The 15422-nt window shown below is 67.7% G+C and carries 12 protein-coding genes and 1 pseudogene; 3 read left to right on the plus strand and 10 right to left on the minus strand.

Features of this window, described 5'->3' with window-relative positions; translation table 11 throughout:
* The 8 genes and pseudogenes from QRT08_RS15060 to QRT08_RS15095 all read right to left on the minus strand — a co-directional run.
* Positions 1–527, minus strand: a pseudogene (locus QRT08_RS15060) (hypothetical protein); the annotation flags it as partial.
* 158 nt (positions 528–685) lie between these two features.
* A complete protein-coding gene (locus QRT08_RS15065; RefSeq protein ID WP_286046791.1) occupies positions 686–1021 on the minus strand; it encodes a hypothetical protein in 336 nt (111 codons plus the stop codon).
* 204 nt (positions 1022–1225) lie between these two features.
* Positions 1226–1990, minus strand: coding sequence for a hypothetical protein (locus QRT08_RS15070; protein ID WP_286046792.1), 765 nt, complete (start codon positions 1988–1990; stop codon positions 1226–1228).
* A gap of 165 nt (positions 1991–2155) precedes the next feature.
* Complete coding sequence (locus tag QRT08_RS15075; protein WP_286046793.1) at positions 2156–2455, minus strand: HalOD1 output domain-containing protein; 300 nt, start codon at positions 2453–2455, stop codon at positions 2156–2158.
* A 40-nt stretch (positions 2456–2495) separates the two neighbouring features.
* A complete protein-coding gene (locus QRT08_RS15080; RefSeq protein ID WP_286046794.1) occupies positions 2496–2708 on the minus strand; it encodes a hypothetical protein in 213 nt (70 codons plus the stop codon).
* A 92-nt stretch (positions 2709–2800) separates the two neighbouring features.
* Positions 2801–5557 (minus strand): bacterio-opsin activator domain-containing protein, encoded by a 2757-nt coding sequence (locus tag QRT08_RS15085; protein WP_286046795.1) that lies wholly within the window; start codon positions 5555–5557, stop codon positions 2801–2803.
* 174 nt (positions 5558–5731) lie between these two features.
* Entirely contained in the window at positions 5732–6199 is a 468-nt protein-coding gene (locus QRT08_RS15090) for a hypothetical protein (RefSeq protein WP_286046796.1), read from the minus strand.
* A gap of 123 nt (positions 6200–6322) precedes the next feature.
* The gene (locus QRT08_RS15095) at positions 6323–11134 is read right to left on the minus strand and encodes a multicopper oxidase domain-containing protein (RefSeq protein WP_286046797.1); all 4812 of its coding nucleotides are present in this window, start codon (positions 11132–11134) and stop codon (positions 6323–6325) included.
* A 354-nt stretch (positions 11135–11488) separates the two neighbouring features.
* Between QRT08_RS15095 and QRT08_RS15100 the strand changes: the two genes are divergently transcribed.
* From QRT08_RS15100 to QRT08_RS15110, 3 genes are all read left to right on the plus strand, one after another.
* Positions 11489–12199: a haloacid dehalogenase type II gene (locus QRT08_RS15100; RefSeq protein ID WP_286046798.1), complete on the plus strand. Its 711-nt coding sequence runs from the start codon at positions 11489–11491 to the stop codon at positions 12197–12199.
* A 73-nt stretch (positions 12200–12272) separates the two neighbouring features.
* Positions 12273–13553, plus strand: a complete 1281-nt coding sequence (locus QRT08_RS15105) for a CARDB domain-containing protein (protein ID WP_286046799.1) — start codon at positions 12273–12275, stop codon at positions 13551–13553.
* 57 nt (positions 13554–13610) lie between these two features.
* Positions 13611–13946, plus strand: coding sequence for a hypothetical protein (locus QRT08_RS15110; RefSeq protein WP_286046800.1), 336 nt, complete (start codon positions 13611–13613; stop codon positions 13944–13946).
* Between the two features lie 46 nt (positions 13947–13992).
* Here QRT08_RS15110 and QRT08_RS15115 read toward each other — a convergent pair whose 3' ends face one another.
* Both QRT08_RS15115 and QRT08_RS15120 read right to left on the minus strand, forming a co-directional pair.
* Entirely contained in the window at positions 13993–14952 is a 960-nt protein-coding gene (locus QRT08_RS15115) for a transcription initiation factor IIB (RefSeq protein WP_286046801.1), read from the minus strand.
* Between the two features lie 92 nt (positions 14953–15044).
* Entirely contained in the window at positions 15045–15413 is a 369-nt protein-coding gene (locus tag QRT08_RS15120) for a hypothetical protein (RefSeq protein WP_286046802.1), read from the minus strand.
* Positions 15414–15422: the final 9 nt, after the last annotated feature.

Here is a 15422-nt window from a genome sequence, read left to right on the forward strand (position 1 = left end):
TCTTCGGCGACCTGGCGGAGCGTGGAGGTGATCGAGCTGTCGCCGTCGTTGTCGGCGCCGGCCTCGACGACGTTCACCACATTCGAGTAGTCCGATTCGTCGATCTCGGAGTCCTCGCCGTCGTCGGATTCCCCCTCGGCGTCGGTCTCGCTCCCGAACGTCGCGGGTTCGCCGTCGATCGTGACGTCGACCGGAGCGCTCGTCTCGAAGTCGGTGACCTCGCCCGTGAAGGCGTACGAGTCGGGTTCGCGCGTCGTGCGACCCGTCACGCGCGAGCCGTCGACCGAGTCGTAGTCGTTGATCGTCCCGTCGTAGGCGGTGGACTTCTCGACGTCGCCGGAGACGCTGAACTCGTAGTAGGCCGTCGTTCCCCGACCACAGACGGTGATCACCGTCTCGTCGTGGTCGGCGGCGGCCGCCGAACTGAACAGCGGGAGGGCGGCGGCCCCTGCGATCGCTCCGAGGTAGCTACGTCGGCTAGTACTAGTGACAAGTTTGCGGTCCGCACCGTGTTCTGCATTCGCCATGTGAGATTATCCTATCACATCAGCGTTTGATATAAATAGATCGCGATATATTATTTCACTAAATATAAGATACGAAAAAATATGTGATTGGGCGGGATGGACGCCTCATCACCGCGCCGGGGCCGGGATTGTTAGAGGCAATACGTGGCGGCCCGCCGTCAGTTGATGACGCCGTCGGGATCGTAGTCGACCTCAAGGGGGCCGTCCCGGAGGGTGACGGCGAGACCGTCGATCGACTCGAGGTCCACCTCGTGCCCACACGGGCCGAACCTGACCTCGACGTGGAAGTCACGGAGGACCGCTCGCCGGAGGGAGTCGCTCTCGTAGCGGGCGGCGTCGACCGGCGGCGGGGCGATGACCGCGTCGAACGTCGCGGACGACCCGCAGTGGGGGCACGTCTCCACGCCGGACAACCGCGTCTCGATGCGCGGACGCTCGCGTTCGGCGACCGCACCGGAGAGTTCGTGGCTCAGTCGGTTCAGGTTAATTATCATTTCACCAATACCTTTCGGAGAGCTTCGATGAGTAGTAACAAATATCTTTTACCTTAATAACTAGGTGTTTTATGGTTGCGTTCTCGACCCTCTCGCTGGACGGATCGAACGGCGGTCCTCGGGTGACGAGGCCGGTCCCGCGAGACGTCGGGGTCGGCGGGGCGAGGGCGGGCGGACGGGGCTAGGCCGTGGGATCGGGCGTGATTACCGCCCGCACATCCGTTCGAACCGGCGGCCGTAGATCCGTGGCCGGCCCTTCGTCCGGGAGTGACGGGCCCGTGTCGGAACGGTCGAGGCACGCGTCGACGCCGAATCGGGGAGCGGGCCGCGGGGCATCGTCCTCCCCCGTCGTGGGCGGTGCGCGCCCGAACCGCCGGGGTTCCGCCGGTTCGCGTCGTACAGCCGGCGGACCCGCAGGTGGGTCTCGAGCAGTCGGACCCGGAAGGCATCGAGGGCGGCGTCGAGGCGCTGTTGGAGCGCCCGTTGCCTGCTCTCGGCGGTGAACAGCGCGTTCGCGGTTTCGTCGACGACGGACGTCCCGCCCGCGTCCTCCTCGTCCCCGAGCGCGACCGCGATCTCGGCCTCCAACTCCTCGCTCTCCGTTCGGAGGGCCGGAACGTCGACCGCCTCCCAGAGCTTCCAGAGGTCGATCGCCTCGTGGAGTTCGGCGAGGTCGACCGCCTCCGTGGCGTCGCCGGTTTCGAGCGCGTCCGCGAGCTTCTCGACCTCGATGGCGTCGGGGAGTTCGTCGCCGTCGATCGCGTCCGGTAGTCCCTCGAAGTCGACCGTCTCGATCACGTCGATCGCCTCCTCGACGACCGTCCAGAGCGTCTCGGCGAGTTCGACGACCTCCTCGTCGTCGCTCTCGGCGACGATCGCCGACGTGAGCGCTTCGAGGCGTTCGGACAGCGTCTCGATCAGTGCCGGAAGCCGGGCGAGCGTGACGGGGTCCGACGATGGGTGAGTCATGATTTGTCGCCCCAGCCGCGGGGAGCGACGTCCCTACGCCGGGAGCGACGAAGAACGGTTCGCCTGCGTGGACCGGCCGCTGCGGGAGCGATAGACCGGTATCGAGATCGAAACGAAGGGATGCCGAGACGGAGCCGAACGGTCGCGATCGCTGCCGACAGCCGGCTACGACACCGACAGAACGCTGACCTCGTCCCCGGTGATGGCGACCTCGTAGCCGGCGTAGCGGAGCGTGAGGTGGTACCGTTCGTCCCGGTTCGCCGGCGAGAACAGCGCGTCGAGCGAGTCGGTATCGACGGTCTCCGCGATCGGCTCGAGATCCAGCACCGAACAGCCCTCGACGGTGGCGACGGCATTACAGACGGCTTCGCAGGCGGTCTCGTCGCTGCTCATCGAGTACCGGAAGGCGTCGGTCGGTTCGGTCCGCGGTTCGTGGGTCGGTGTCGGGCGTGGGTCTGTTGCCATTGTCGGGGGTACCGTGGGCTGTAGGGGGCGTCGGAACGGCTCAGTCGACGGGGCGGGTGGCGGGGGGCGAGCGCGACTCCACCCTCGGTGCCGGTTCGGCCGGGTCCGTCTCCGCACGCGCGGTGGAGACGATCTCGTGGCCGGTCTCGACGTGGTGGGAGATCGCCCGCTTGGTCGCCTCGTATCGGGAAGCGCCGAACCCTCCCCGGGAGGGCCACTCACAGTCGCGACAACGAAACGTGTTCTGCTCCATTCGTCCGCCCATCGGCACGCGAGGCTCATATCCCCACTGAGTAGATATCTAACCCCCGATCCCCGAAGGGGGTTAGATAACTAAATCCCCGGCTATTCCTCGTCGAACAGCAGTTCGAACAGGATACGTTCGCCCGCCCGGATGTGACGGCTCACCGTCGGCTGGGAGACGCCGAAGACGTCGGCGAGTTGCTGGGCGGTGATCCCCCGGGGCCACTCGAAGAAGCCGCTGACGGTGGCCGCCCGGAGGACCTCCTCCTGGCGCTCGGTCAACAGCGCGTTGAACGCGGCCTCGAACTCCCCCTGGGTCGTGATCGGGTCGTCGCGCTCGCGCTGGGCGAGCAGTTCGACCTCCGCGTAGCGCTCGTCGAGGAGGTCGATCACCGAGCGGACGGCGGCCGTTCCGGGGATCCGAACGACGACCCGCTCGCCGTCGGCCCCCGACGCGAGCGTGCGTGGGAACACGCCGTGATCGACCAGCGAAAACAAAAACGCCGAGTCGGTCAGCGTACACGCAAAGAGGCGGTCGTCGCCCTGTTCGCGGACGAGCGTCACCGTCCCGATCGAGTCGCTCTCCCCGGCGAGTCGTTCGACCCGGTCGGGATCGACGCCGGGGATCGTGACGAACACCCGCGGCGTGCCGTCGGCCCGGTAGACGGTGTTCTCGAACTCGATCGTGAGGCCGTGCTCCCGGACGAACGCGAGGACCGGGTCCCCGGGGTCGCGAACCCGGAACTCGAGGTCGATCGAGCGGTCGCTGACCAACGCCCGCTGGCGGTCGAGCGCGGCCAACGCGTAACCGATCGCCTCGCCGAGTTCCGTGAGGACGCTCCGCTCGGTCTCGTCGAAGGCGCCCGCCTCGTCGGCGTAGAGGTTCAACACGCCGTAGATCGAGTCCCGGTGGACGATCGGGATCGAGATGCTCGCCCGGTAGCCCCGTTCGAGGGCGGCCTGTCGCCACGGCTCGAACGGCGGGTCCGAGTAGAGATCGTTCTGGACGTGGGGTTCGTGGGTGCGAAACGCCCGGCCGGCCGGTCCCTGCCCGGTCCGGCGCTCGTCGGCCGTCACCGTGACCTCCTCGAGGTAGCCCTCCTCGACGCCGGCGAACGCCTCGGGCGTGATCTCGTCGGTGGCCGGGTCGTGGGTCCCGATCCACGCGAACCGGTACGGGTCGGCGTCGGCCAGCCGTTCACAGACCGACTGGACGACCGCCTCGTGCGTCGGGGCCCGCGTCAGCTCCCGGAGGATCCCCCGGATGACCTCGTTGAGCCGATGGACGCGCCTGAGGGCCGCGTTCTTCTCCTCCAGACGGTCGGTCTGCTCGCGCAGCGCCCGCTCGCGGTCGACCCGGTCCAGCGCGGAGGTCGTGTTCGCGGCGAGGATCTCCGCGATCGAGACGTCCGACGCGGCGATCGCGCCGGGTTCGTCGTCGCCGGCGATGAGGACGCCGTGGTCCCCGAGCGGGAGGATGATCGCGCTGCGAAGCGGCGTCTCCTCGCTCGCGAGGTCGTCGTGGATCGACGGCTCGCCGTCGACGAAGACGCGCCACGGGACGTTGTGCCGGGTGTCGAACAGCCGGTGACCGACGGCGGGCGAGTCCTCGCCGCCGATGGGTTCGAGATAGCCCGTCTCCGGGTCGTAGAGCTTGATCGACGCGATCGGGAGCGAGAGCGTCTCGTCGGCCGCCTCGATCGAGATGCGGCTGACCTCCTCGACCGTCTCGGCCGTCGTCAGCTCCCGCGAGAGCGTGTTGAGCGTCTCGAGTTGGCGCTCGCGCCGCCTGCGGCCGGTGACGTCACGGAAGTAGACCGAGAGCCCCGTCTCCGAGGGGTACGCGTGGACCTCGAACCACGCCGACAGCGGCGGGAAGTACTCCTCGAAGTCGACCGGCGTCTGGGTCTCCATCGCGCGGCGGTACTCCTCCTCGAAGGCGGTCCCGACGGCCCCGGGGAACCGCTCCCAGATGTCCTCGCCGATCAGGTCCCGTCCCTCGGGGTTGATGAGTTCGTCCGCCCGCTCGTTCAGGTAGGTGAATCGCCACTCCGAGTCGAGGCCGAAGAAGGCGTCGGTGACCCGGCCGATCAACTCGCCCAGTTCTGACTGGAGGCGTTCGCGCTCGGAGACGTCGCGGACGATCCCGGTGAAAAAGCGTTGGCCGGCGTGTTCGAACCGCCCGAACGAGACCTCGATCGGGATCGTCGACCCGTCCTTTCGACGCCCCTCTAGCTCGGCGTGTCCGGACTCGTCGCCCTCCTCGGCGTCGATGTACCGCCTGAGGCCGGCGACGTGCCCGTGGGCGTCGGCCCCGGCCGCGAGGGTTTCGATCGGCTCGCCGACCAGTTCCCCCGGTCGGTAGCCGAAGACGTCCTCGACGGCCTCGTTGACGAACCGGATCGTGCCGGCGGCGTCGGCCGTGACGATCACGTCCGAGGCGGCGTGCGTCAGCGCCCGGAGGTGGGCGCTCGACTCCTCGACCGCGTCGAAGCCGGCGACGGCCCGCTCGATCCGGCGGGCCAACACCGTCGGCTGGATCGTTCCCGGCCGGTGGACGTACTCGTCGATCCCCCGCGAGAACGCCTCGCGCGCGATGGAATCGTCGTCGCGGTCCGTGACGAGGACCGTCGGCAGGCCGTACTCGGCTTCGATCGCCGCGAGGAGGTCGATCCCGTCTCCCTCGGGGAGGTCGTACTCGCAGACGACGCAGTCGACCCCGGCGTCGAGTCGCGCGCGTGCGTCAGCGGCGGATTCGGCGGTCAGGACCGAGAGATCGGGGTTCTCGCGCTCGAGCGCGCCGACGCCGTGCGTGGTCCGGTCGGGGTCCACGTAGAGGACCGAGACGGGGTCGGCCATCGATCACTCGACGCCGATGCGACCCGACGAATCGAGACGGGGGAATGGATCTCCGAGGGGCGGTCGTGGCTCCCGGTGGCTACGCTGCATGCGGGGGCGTACGACGCCGCACAGTAAATGACTTGTTCAGGACTGGGAACCATTACTCGGGCGCAACGAGGGGGAGCGCGGGCGTCACGGAACGCCGACGAACTGGTGTCGCCGGTAGAGGTAGTAGACCGCGACGACGAGGCCGACGAAGGGGGCCGCGAGGAAGTTGAGCAGGCCGACCAGCCCGTAGAGGATCGGGTCGGGCGACCACTCGGCGGCCGACTCGGCCAGTTCGGCCGCGTCGAGGTACAGCGCGACCGGGAGCATGACCGTGAGGACGAGGCCGACCAGCGCGTAGACCGTGGCCGCCCCGACCGCGAGCGCGACGACGGCGACCGCCACGGGGCCGACGAACCCCGGGTCCTGCCCCGCCGTCACGAACCCGAGGGGCGCGAACACCACCAGCGCGAGGAGCGCGAGCGGGACGGCCAGCAGGCTGAAGACCGGGTAGGCCGCGATCCAGTACCACCACCGCGAGTCGTCGCCGGACTCGGTCGGCGGCTCGCGGCGGGGGCGGTCCGTTCGTGACGAGGTCGGCTCGGCGCGGTCCATACCCTCCCTAGGCGTCGAACGGACATAACCTCGACAGGTGCGTGATCGAATACGACGGGAGGGTCCAGGACCGTCAGCGGGGGTGGACGAATGGCCCGACGCGCCGGTCGGGGCGTGTGTCGGCTACTCGCCGTTCGTGAACGTCGTGGTCGACCCGTCTGACCACTCGAGGGTGGTCGTCCCCTCGTCGGTCGACACCGACTGGATCAGCGTTCCGAAGTTCGCGGGTTCGTCGATCGCCGGGGTGGTGACCATCAACTCGGCCCCCGCAAAGCCGTCCAGTTGCTCCCCGTCGAGCGGCGGGATCACCGGTTCGGCGAGGGGATCGTCGACGTCGACCTCGTCGGGGTCCTCGTCCGCGTCGACGCCCTCCTCGACGGCCTCGACGGGTTCGCTGATCCCGGCGCTGACGACCTCGATCGTCGTGTCGCTCAGCAGCTCGACCACCCCTTCGGGCGCCATGTCGCTGGGCTGGTGGACCGTCGCGTTGAGCCGGCCGTTCTCCTCGTCGGCGTGGAGGACGACCTGCACGTCGGGGTTTGCGAGGTCGGGGATCGACGCGTCTTCGAGCGGGTCGGCAAAGCAGTGTAGCGCCATCGATCCGGCCGGCCCCATGTCGCTGTCCGGGACGATGATCACGGTGTCCTCGCCCGCGGAGTCGGTCATGTCCGTCCGGCCGACGATCCAGCCGGGGCGCTCCTCGATGGGCACCTGATCGGAGCGGTCGGGCAGCGGGTGACACCGGTCGGCGAACTCGCGCGGTTCCTTTCGGACCCGGAAGATCCCCCACAGGCCGGCTTCGAGCAGGCGGCGCTGGAGCGTCTCCTGGTAGATGAAGTCGCCGGTGCTCCCCGCGAGGCCGCCCGCCCCGCCGAGCATGTCGAGCCGGAGGCCGAGTCCGACGCCGAAGCGGTCGTCGACGCCGATGGTCGGCGACCCCTCGACGGGGGGGTTCGACAGCAGTTCGCCCGGCGGGTTCCGCTCCGGGCCGACGAACCGCGGCCACTGGTGATCCGAGAGGTGGAACCGGAGGCCGCGGGACTTCCCGGTGGAGGTCTGGACCTGGAACGCGACCGGATCCCCTTTGAACGCGTTCAACACGGGCGTCGCGGGGTCGCCGTGGACCTCGGAGTTATAGACGAGGTGCTGTTCGTCGCTGTTGCGCTGGAAGCGCCGGACGAACGGCTCCGCGCGGTTGTTGATCGCGCCGAAGCCCTGGTCCTCCGCGTCGCCGATCTGGTTGCACGGCGCGTCGGGGTCCTGTTCGGGATCGTCCGGATTGACCGGGACGACGCAGCTATCGGGGTCCTCGCGGTTGATGATGTACCGCCCGGTGCTGAACGAGAGGGTGAACTCGCGGAAGTCCGACGTCGGCTGAATGTCGGTAACTCCAGCCTGAGCCCCTGTGGCCCCGCCGTCGGCGTTCCCGGGCATCTTGACCATCGCCTCGGGCAGAGACGCCGCCGGCGTGCCATCAGAGGCGTCCGAGAGCGGTTCGGCCGTGCGCGGCGAGAGCCACTCGGTCCCCGCGGGGCTGATAACGAGCGAGCCGAACGCGCCGTGGTGGCGGTTGCTCCGGACGTCCGCCATGTCCCACAGCACGCAGTTGTCGAGCAGTTCGTCGGCGAACCACCGGTAGGTGATCGAGTCGCCGGGTTCGATCGTCTGGTCGAAGTTGAACCCGACGGTCGCGCCGTCCGAGCCGTTGATGTCGTAGGTGATCTGCTGGGGGTGCAGCGAGATGCGCTTCGAGCGGTCCCAGTCCCGGATGATCCGCATCTGCGGGTGGTCGTGGTCCTCGTCGAACTCGTCGAGGTCGTTTGTGAGTTCGACCTCGATGCACTCGCCCTCGTTCGCCCGCAAGACAAGTGGTGTCGGCGGCCGTCGCCCGCACTTGATGTCCTCGACGTGCTCGTCGAGCGCGAACACGATCCCGTGGGGGTCGTGATCGCCGTACTCGTTGAACTCGATGTCCAGGTTGAACGCCGTGACCTTGTACGTGCGGACGGGTGCGTCCTTCGCACACGGCTGGCCCGGCTCGGGCGCCTTCGGGGGGATCTCGCCGACGTTCTCGTTCCGCCGGAACCGTTTGTCCGCCGGGAACTCTCGGTCGGCGTCCTCGGGGTAGACCAGCCGCCAGAGCTGGCCGAGATCCTTCCAGCGGTCGGTGAAGCCGGCCCAGTGGCCCATTTCGCGGAGTTCCTCTTTGGTGATCCGCTCGTCGGGCGCACCCTGATCGGGGAGCGGTTGCAGGTGGTCGACCTTCGCGTCGAAGACGCGGTGCATCCCCCACATCCCCGTCCAGAGGTCGTCGTCGACGGCCGACCCGAAGAGGTGGTCGTGGACCGGAAGCCCGTCCGGGTTGTGCAGCATCTCGAACTCCTCCTGCTCGGCCAGATCCATCTCGAAGGTGAACACCTCGGAGGTGCCAATGACCTGCGAGACGCTGAACTCCGGGTTCAGGTTCCGCGCGTCGAACCGGTGCATGTGGTGGAAGAAGTCGTGCTGTTCCTCGTAGGCGCCCTGGAACAGCCGGATCTTGATCGTGTCCTCGGGGTACGTCTCGAGGACGGGCGTCTCGGGGTCGCCGTGGACCGCGGAACTGTGGACGTACGCCGGGTCTGGGTCGTTGCGGTTGTAGTACGGGGAGTTGCGGTAGTTGATCGCCATCGTCCCCTGGTTCTCGTTGTGCTGGATCTGGTTGGTGATGAAGTCGCCGTCCCGGTCACGGAGTTGGGCGAAGTCGTGGTAGTGGAGACACTGCTCGCGGTAGTCCTCTCCATCCGGTTGTTCGATGATCGCCTGCGCGCCGGCCTCGATCTTCTCGCCGGTGTAGGGGTCGCGCCAGACCGAGCCCTTCGGTTCGACGATCAGTCCAGCGAACGAACCGTGCATCACGTCGTCGATGCCCGAGATGTGGTCGTGGAAGAAGATCGGTCCCTCCTCGTCGGCGTACCACCGGTAGGTGCGTTCCTCGTTGGCGGGGGTCTGCTGATCGTAGTTGTATCCGGTCGCCAGCGAGTCCGAGCCGAGCAGGTCGAACCCGACGAAGTGGGTGTGGATGGAGATCGACCGCTCGGTCTCGTTTTTGAGGGTCAACTCGATGCAGTCGCCGACGTTCGCGCGGATGAACAGCGGCTCGGGGTTCATCTTCCCCTTCCGGACGAGGTCGGCGTGCTTCTCGAGGACGTAGACAACCCCTTCAGGATCGTGTTCGCCGGCGTCGTTGTAGACGATGTCGGTGTTGAGGGCGACGATGGTGTACTCGCGCTTGGGCGCGTCTTTGTCGACACACGGGTCGGCGTACGGCGCGACCGGGAACACCCCGTCGAGGACCTCCTCCTCGGTGGGCGTCGGCTCGCGGTCGTCGGGACGCTCGGGCGGCCTGAAGCCCTGCTCGCCGGGGATGAACTCGGGGAACCCGACGCCGTCGGGCGGAACGAGGTCGCCGGTGTTCGGCAGGGGCTCGAGGTCCTTCTGTTCCTTGTCGTGGATGCGCATGATCCCCCACATCCCCTCGCCGTAGTGCGGGAAGAGGTGACAGTGAAAGAGCGTGTCTCCCGCGCTCCCGTGGACGTACCCGGCACCGACCTCGAACGCCTCCTCGAACGTCATCTCGGGACGGACCGTGGTCGCACCTTCGACGTCGCCGTGGCCGGCAATGAAGTACGCCTCGTAGGTGGCGCCCAACCCCACCGTCTGGGCGTCGATCGTGTCCGCGTCGGTCCGCGGCGGGATCTCCTTCCAGCGGTGCTGGTGGAGGTGGTGGACGTGATTTTCCTCGACGGAGGCCCCGACGATGGTGAACTTGATCGGGTCGCCCTTGTACGTCTCGTAGACGTTGTCGCCGCCGCCGGGGTCGCCGTTCGTCCACGAGTTGTAGAAGAACTCCTCGAGGTCGCAGTCGGGACAGCGATCCTCGATGCGGACACCGGTCTGGTCGGAGCGGTAGTTGATCGCGTGGGTCGTCTGCGGGGTGTCGCTGTCCGGGAAGTCGATCTCGGGTTCGATCCCTTCGGGGGTGTGATAGAAGGTCACGAACTCCCGGTAGCTCGTCTCGAGCACCTCGGGGTCGTGGATGTCCGCGCGCACGCCGCTGTTCAGTTCACCGCCCGTCTTCGGGTCGGTCCATGTGACGCCCTGCTCGTAGACGACGGCCGCGCCGAACAGCGACCGGCTCAGCAGGTTCGCCCGCTGGGGTGGCTCGTCGGCGCTGTCGTAGGCCTGGTTGGCGCCGTCGTAGAAGAAGTGCGAGCCCGCGTTGCTCGCGAACCAGCGATAGGTGATCGAGTCACCCGGCGCAACGGTCGTGTCCTCGTTGAACCCGACCGACATGCCGTCCGAGTCCTGGACGTCGTAGGGCAGGGCGGTCTGGTGGATCGACGCGCGCCGGTCGAGGTCGTTGTGGAACTCGATCTCGATTATGTCGCCCACGTTCGCGCGGATCGTGAGCGGCTGGATCACCGACGTGTCGACCTTGCTCGGCTTCTTCTTCTCGCGCTTCTCGTGGCAGTCGCAGTCCTCGTCGTGGTCGTGATCCCCGTCACACTCCCGATGGGCGGGGTGGTCGATGTCGTGAGTGTCCTCGATGTCGTCGAACGCGCGCCCCGGGATCTCGCCGGAGGCCTTCCGGACGGCTTCCTTGTTCTCCTTTAAGACGTACATCGTGCCGTTTGGCTGGTGGACGCCGAAGGCGTTGTAGACGATGTCGACCTCGATCGCGTGGACGTCGAAGTGCCGCACCTTGCCGCCCTTCGCCGGTTCGTCGCGCATCGCCTGGCGCAGGTGTTCTTGAGCGGCGTACCCGCCGCCCATCATGGTCGCGGCCGTCCCGGCACCGATCATGAAGTTCCGCCGCGAGGTGTGCGGTTGCTCGAACGGGTGTTCCTCGGAATCGACAGGTGGATTCCGTTTTTCTGGTGGGTTGTCGTTCATGCTATCGTTCAGGAAGCCCGTGTGCGAGGATCGATACTGTTATTCAGCGGTTATCCCGCGTAAGCGGGGGCTACGAGCCGTCGAAACCGGCGAAATCGCCGTGGACGAGCCGCGGGAACCGTCCTTCGGGTTCTCGACACCGTTCGGCTCGGTACACCTGCCAGTACGGTCGAATTACTTCCTAGTGGAGAATTAAATGACGATATACTGGCATTGGAGGCGAACGAAGACGGCGATGAGGTCGGAAACGGCGACCTCAGCCTCTGACAGACGCCTGCCCCACGGCGGGTGTCCTCCGATTCGGGACGAGAACCTGCTACAGTTATGCCCCCGCGAGTGCGCTAGCCACGAGCCATGACGACGATCGCCACGGACACGATCCGCGAGGAGGCGACGGTGCTCGCGTTCGACCTCTGGGACACGCTGCTGGACCGCGAGTCGACGCTCGTCCCCGCGCTCGGGGACCTGCTCGACTCCCACGGGAGCGACTACGACCCCGAGATCCTCCTGCGGCGGTACCTGGCGATGCACTTCCGGGACTCGATGATCGACTCGCTGATCCCCGGCCCCCACACCCCGTTCAAGGAGATCAGCCGGCGCGCGCTCGCCTACCGCCTCGAGCAGCTCGGATTGGACGTGCCCGACGACGACGTTCGAGACGTCATCCGGCGGTGGAAGGACCTCCGGCCGTACCCCGACGTCGACGACGCGCTGGCGCGCCTCGGCGAGGACTATTGCTTAGTAGGGCTCTCCAACGGGGACCCCGACATGCTCGAGGCGGTCCGCCCGAACTTCGAGAGCGAGTTGGACGGGGTGATCTCGGTCGCGGAGGCCGGCGCGTACAAACCCCACCGGGCGTCGTACGACCTGTGTTGCGAGCGCTTCGACGTCGCCCCCCACGAGGTGGTGTTCGTGACGGCCCACACGTTCGACCTGGTGGGCGCGAAGGCGGTCGGCATGCGCGGGGCCTTTCTCAACCGCCACGACAACCCCTTCGGCGGCTGGATCCACCAGCCCGATGTGATCGTCGAGGACGCGGGGACGCTGGCCGACGCGCTGTGCTGAGCGGTCGACGGCGATGCGAAGGGGCTACGTAGGTCCGGCCACTCCACCCGACATCGACGGAGAGGGTCGGGAAATGGACGAACGGGACACGGACGGAAGCGCCATCGGCCGGAGACGCGTCCTCGTGGGGACGGCGCTGGCTTGTGGACTGGCCGGCTGTACGGACCGCGGGGGCGACGGCGGTGACGGCGAGAGCGACGAGGGAGGCGAGAGCGACCCGCGGCCCCCGATGGCCGTGATCGAGGCGTCGGTCAGCGCGACGACGGTGACCACCGACGAGACCCTCGAGGTGTCGGCGACGATCGAGAACCGGGGCGACCGGGAGGGGACCTTCCACGCGGAACTCCGGATGGACGACGTGATCGTCGACACCGAGGCGGTGACGGTCGCTCCCGGAGCGGAGGAGCGGGTGACGTTCTCGGGGAAGTTCGCCGACGCCGGCGAGTACGCGGTGAGCGTCAACGGCGAACCCGCGGGGACCGTCGTCGTCGAACTCCCGCCCCCCGAGTTCGAGGTACGGGAGACCGCGGTCGACCGGACGACCGTCCCCATCGGCGAGGGGATCGAGGTGACGGCGACGGTCGCGAACGTCGGCGGGCGGGCGGGGACGTTCACCGCCGAACTCCGGGTCGACGGCCTGAGCGTCGCGACCCGCGAGGTTCGAATCGAGGCCGGAACCGAGGAGAGCGTGACGCTCGCCCACGAGTTCACCGGCCCCGGCGAGTACGAGGTGGGCCTCAACGAGGTGGCGGTCGGGACCGTCCGGGTCGCCCCGCCCGCGGCGTTCGAGGTCACGGCCACCGCGGTCGACCGGCGGCTGATCGCGGTCGGCGAGCGCGTCGAGGTGACGGCGACCGTGACGAACGTCGGCAACCTCGAAGGGAGGGACGCCATCGAACTCGAACGCGACGGGGAGGTGATCGAACGCCGCGAGGAGACGCTCGCGCCGACGGAGACGGTGACGGTACACTTCCCGGTCGGCTTCGCGGAACCGGGTGCCTACGAACTGAGCGTCAACGGGGTCGGCGTCGAGACGGTGTACGTCCGGGAGTGTTCGATCGCCGTCTCCGAGACGGTCACGGTCGAGAGCCGCTCGGCAAAGACCTACGAGTTCGACCTGAAGGAGAACGTCGACGTCGCGATCGCGGCGACCACGCGCGAGGGCGTCGATCCGACCCTCACGGTCGTCGGTCCGTCGGGCGACCCGCTGATCGAGGGGACGACCGACAGCGCCGTCCGGGGGACGGTCACGACCCGAGAGGCGGGCCGCCACGAGGTCCGACTCGACAACGACGCCTTCCTCCCGTGGCAGTCCGGGACGTGGGCCGTCGAGATCGAGATCTGCACGTGGTGAGCGACGGGTTTCCATGGCATGGTCCACGTTTTACCCGTTCGCGCCCTACGGATCGCGATGGAAGATCCGATACGAACGCTCGCCGACGTCGAGCCACGCGACCGCGTTCGGGTGACGCTCCTGAACGGCGAGCAACTCGAGGGGAGGGCCGGGCCGGTCGAGTTCGAACCCCAACGGCGGGTGCGGATCGAACTCCGGAGCGGGGACGTCGATCACGCGATCCGGTACGAGATCGGAGCCGAGTACCGAACCGACGACTGGGAGACGCCCGCCGCCCGGCGATACGACGTCGAACACGAGGAGGGGGAGTGGGTCGCGATGGGGGACGTACGGGAGGCGGCGATCCTCGAACGCTCCTCGGACCGGGAGGATCGATCGGGTGAACGGCTGTAGGAGGCGTGGGGGCGGTAGGCAGGAGCCGATGTGATCCCGTATTCGGTTACTCGATGTTCATCGCCTCGATCTGTTCTTGATACCGGTTCCGGATGGTGACTTCCGTCACCTGCGCGACGTCCGCGACCTCGCGCTGGGTCTTCTTCTCGTTGCACAGCAGCGACGCGGCGTAAATGGCCGCCGCCGCATAGCCCGTGGGTGATTTGCCCGAGAGCAGGCCCTCCTCGGCGGTCGTGTCGATGATCTCGTTGGTCTTGGCCTGCACCTCCTCGTTCAGCCCCAGTTCGGAGCAGAATCGAGGAACGTACTTCTTGGGGTCGACCGGGCGCATCTCGAGGCCGAGTTCCTGGGAGACGTACCGGTAGGTCCGGCCGATCTCCTTTCGCTCGACCCGCGAGACCTCGGCGACCTCCGAGAGGCTCCGCGGGATGCCCTCCTGGCGGCAGGCGGCGTAGAGACAGCCGGTCGCGACGCCCTCGATCGAGCGCCCGCGGATGAGGTCCTCCTTGAGCGCACGCCGGTAGATCACCGAGGCGACCTCTCGGACCGAGCGGGGAACACCGAGCGCCGAGGCCATGCGGTCGATCTCGCTGAGCGCGAACTGGAGGTTGCGCTCGCCGGCGTCCTTCGTCCGGATGCGCTCCTGCCACTTGCGCAGGCGGTGCATCTGGCTGCGCTTCTTCGAGGAGATGGATCGACCGTAGGCGTCCTTGTCCTTCCAGTCGATCTGGGTGGTGAGCCCCTTGTCGTGCATCGTCTGGGTGGTCGGCGCGCCCACCCGGGATTTGCTCTGGCGTTCCGAGTGGTTGAACGCCCGCCACTCGGGTCCCCGATCGATGTTCGACTTCTCGACGATCAGGCCACAGTCCTCGCAGACGAGTTCGCCCTGATCGGAACTCTTGACGAGGTCTTCCGATCCGCATTCCGCACACGCCCGCTCGTTCGATTGCCGCGTCGATCGTTCCGATTCGGTCTCGCGTTCGGACTGGCGGATCGTGTTTTTCACTATAGTTTGATATAAGCGTGCAGACGCTTAACCCCTCGCCTCCCGGACCAACCGGTCTTTCGGGACCGGTGATCGCCCTCGGGATGCGGTCGTCAGTAGAAGACGCCCCGGTCGTTTCGCTTGAGCCGCGGGGGTTTGAGGTGGGTGAGGGCGTCGGCGGCGATGGCGCGGCGGACGCGGTCGGCGAACGGCTCTCGGTCGTCGAGACACGCCAGATCCGACCCCGGATCGAACTCGATCGTCTCACAACGGGATAGCGCCGGGAGGTCCCGTCGCCGGAGTGCGCGTTCCGCGGCCTCGGGTCCGCTCCCGACGCGCGGGCCGACGTACTCGGCGATCTCCGCGACCGTCGCGGGGTAGGTACACGCCCGCAGGTAGCGCAGCGCGTACCACCGGCGATCGTTCTCGCGCGACCCGACCGGCGTTCCGCTCGAACCGACCTCTCGCACAGGCGTCGTCATGTGATCCAT

It is taken from the genome of Halalkalicoccus sp. NIPERK01 (assembly GCF_030287405.1).
Classification (GTDB): Archaea; Halobacteriota; Halobacteria; order Halobacteriales; family Halalkalicoccaceae; genus Halalkalicoccus.

Excerpts from the sequence above, each read along its gene's own strand:
- QRT08_RS15120 (WP_286046802.1), bottom strand. The coding sequence starts at position 15,413 with ATGACGACGCCTGTGCGAGAGGTCGGTTCGAGCGGAACGCCGGTCGGG.
- QRT08_RS15095 (WP_286046797.1), bottom strand. The coding sequence starts at position 11,134 with ATGAACGACAACCCACCAGAAAAACGGAATCCACCTGTCGATTCCGAG.
- QRT08_RS15080 (WP_286046794.1), bottom strand. The coding sequence starts at position 2,708 with ATGGAGCAGAACACGTTTCGTTGTCGCGACTGTGAGTGGCCCTCCCGG.
- QRT08_RS15090 (WP_286046796.1), bottom strand. The coding sequence starts at position 6,199 with ATGGACCGCGCCGAGCCGACCTCGTCACGAACGGACCGCCCCCGCCGC.
- QRT08_RS15065 (WP_286046791.1), bottom strand. The coding sequence starts at position 1,021 with ATGATAATTAACCTGAACCGACTGAGCCACGAACTCTCCGGTGCGGTC.
- QRT08_RS15100 (WP_286046798.1), top strand. The coding sequence starts at position 11,489 with ATGACGACGATCGCCACGGACACGATCCGCGAGGAGGCGACGGTGCTC.
- QRT08_RS15085 (WP_286046795.1), bottom strand. The coding sequence starts at position 5,557 with ATGGCCGACCCCGTCTCGGTCCTCTACGTGGACCCCGACCGGACCACG.
- QRT08_RS15105 (WP_286046799.1), top strand. The coding sequence starts at position 12,273 with ATGGACGAACGGGACACGGACGGAAGCGCCATCGGCCGGAGACGCGTC.
- QRT08_RS15075 (WP_286046793.1), bottom strand. The coding sequence starts at position 2,455 with ATGGCAACAGACCCACGCCCGACACCGACCCACGAACCGCGGACCGAA.
- QRT08_RS15110 (WP_286046800.1), top strand. The coding sequence starts at position 13,611 with ATGGAAGATCCGATACGAACGCTCGCCGACGTCGAGCCACGCGACCGC.
- QRT08_RS15070 (WP_286046792.1), bottom strand. The coding sequence starts at position 1,990 with ATGACTCACCCATCGTCGGACCCCGTCACGCTCGCCCGGCTTCCGGCA.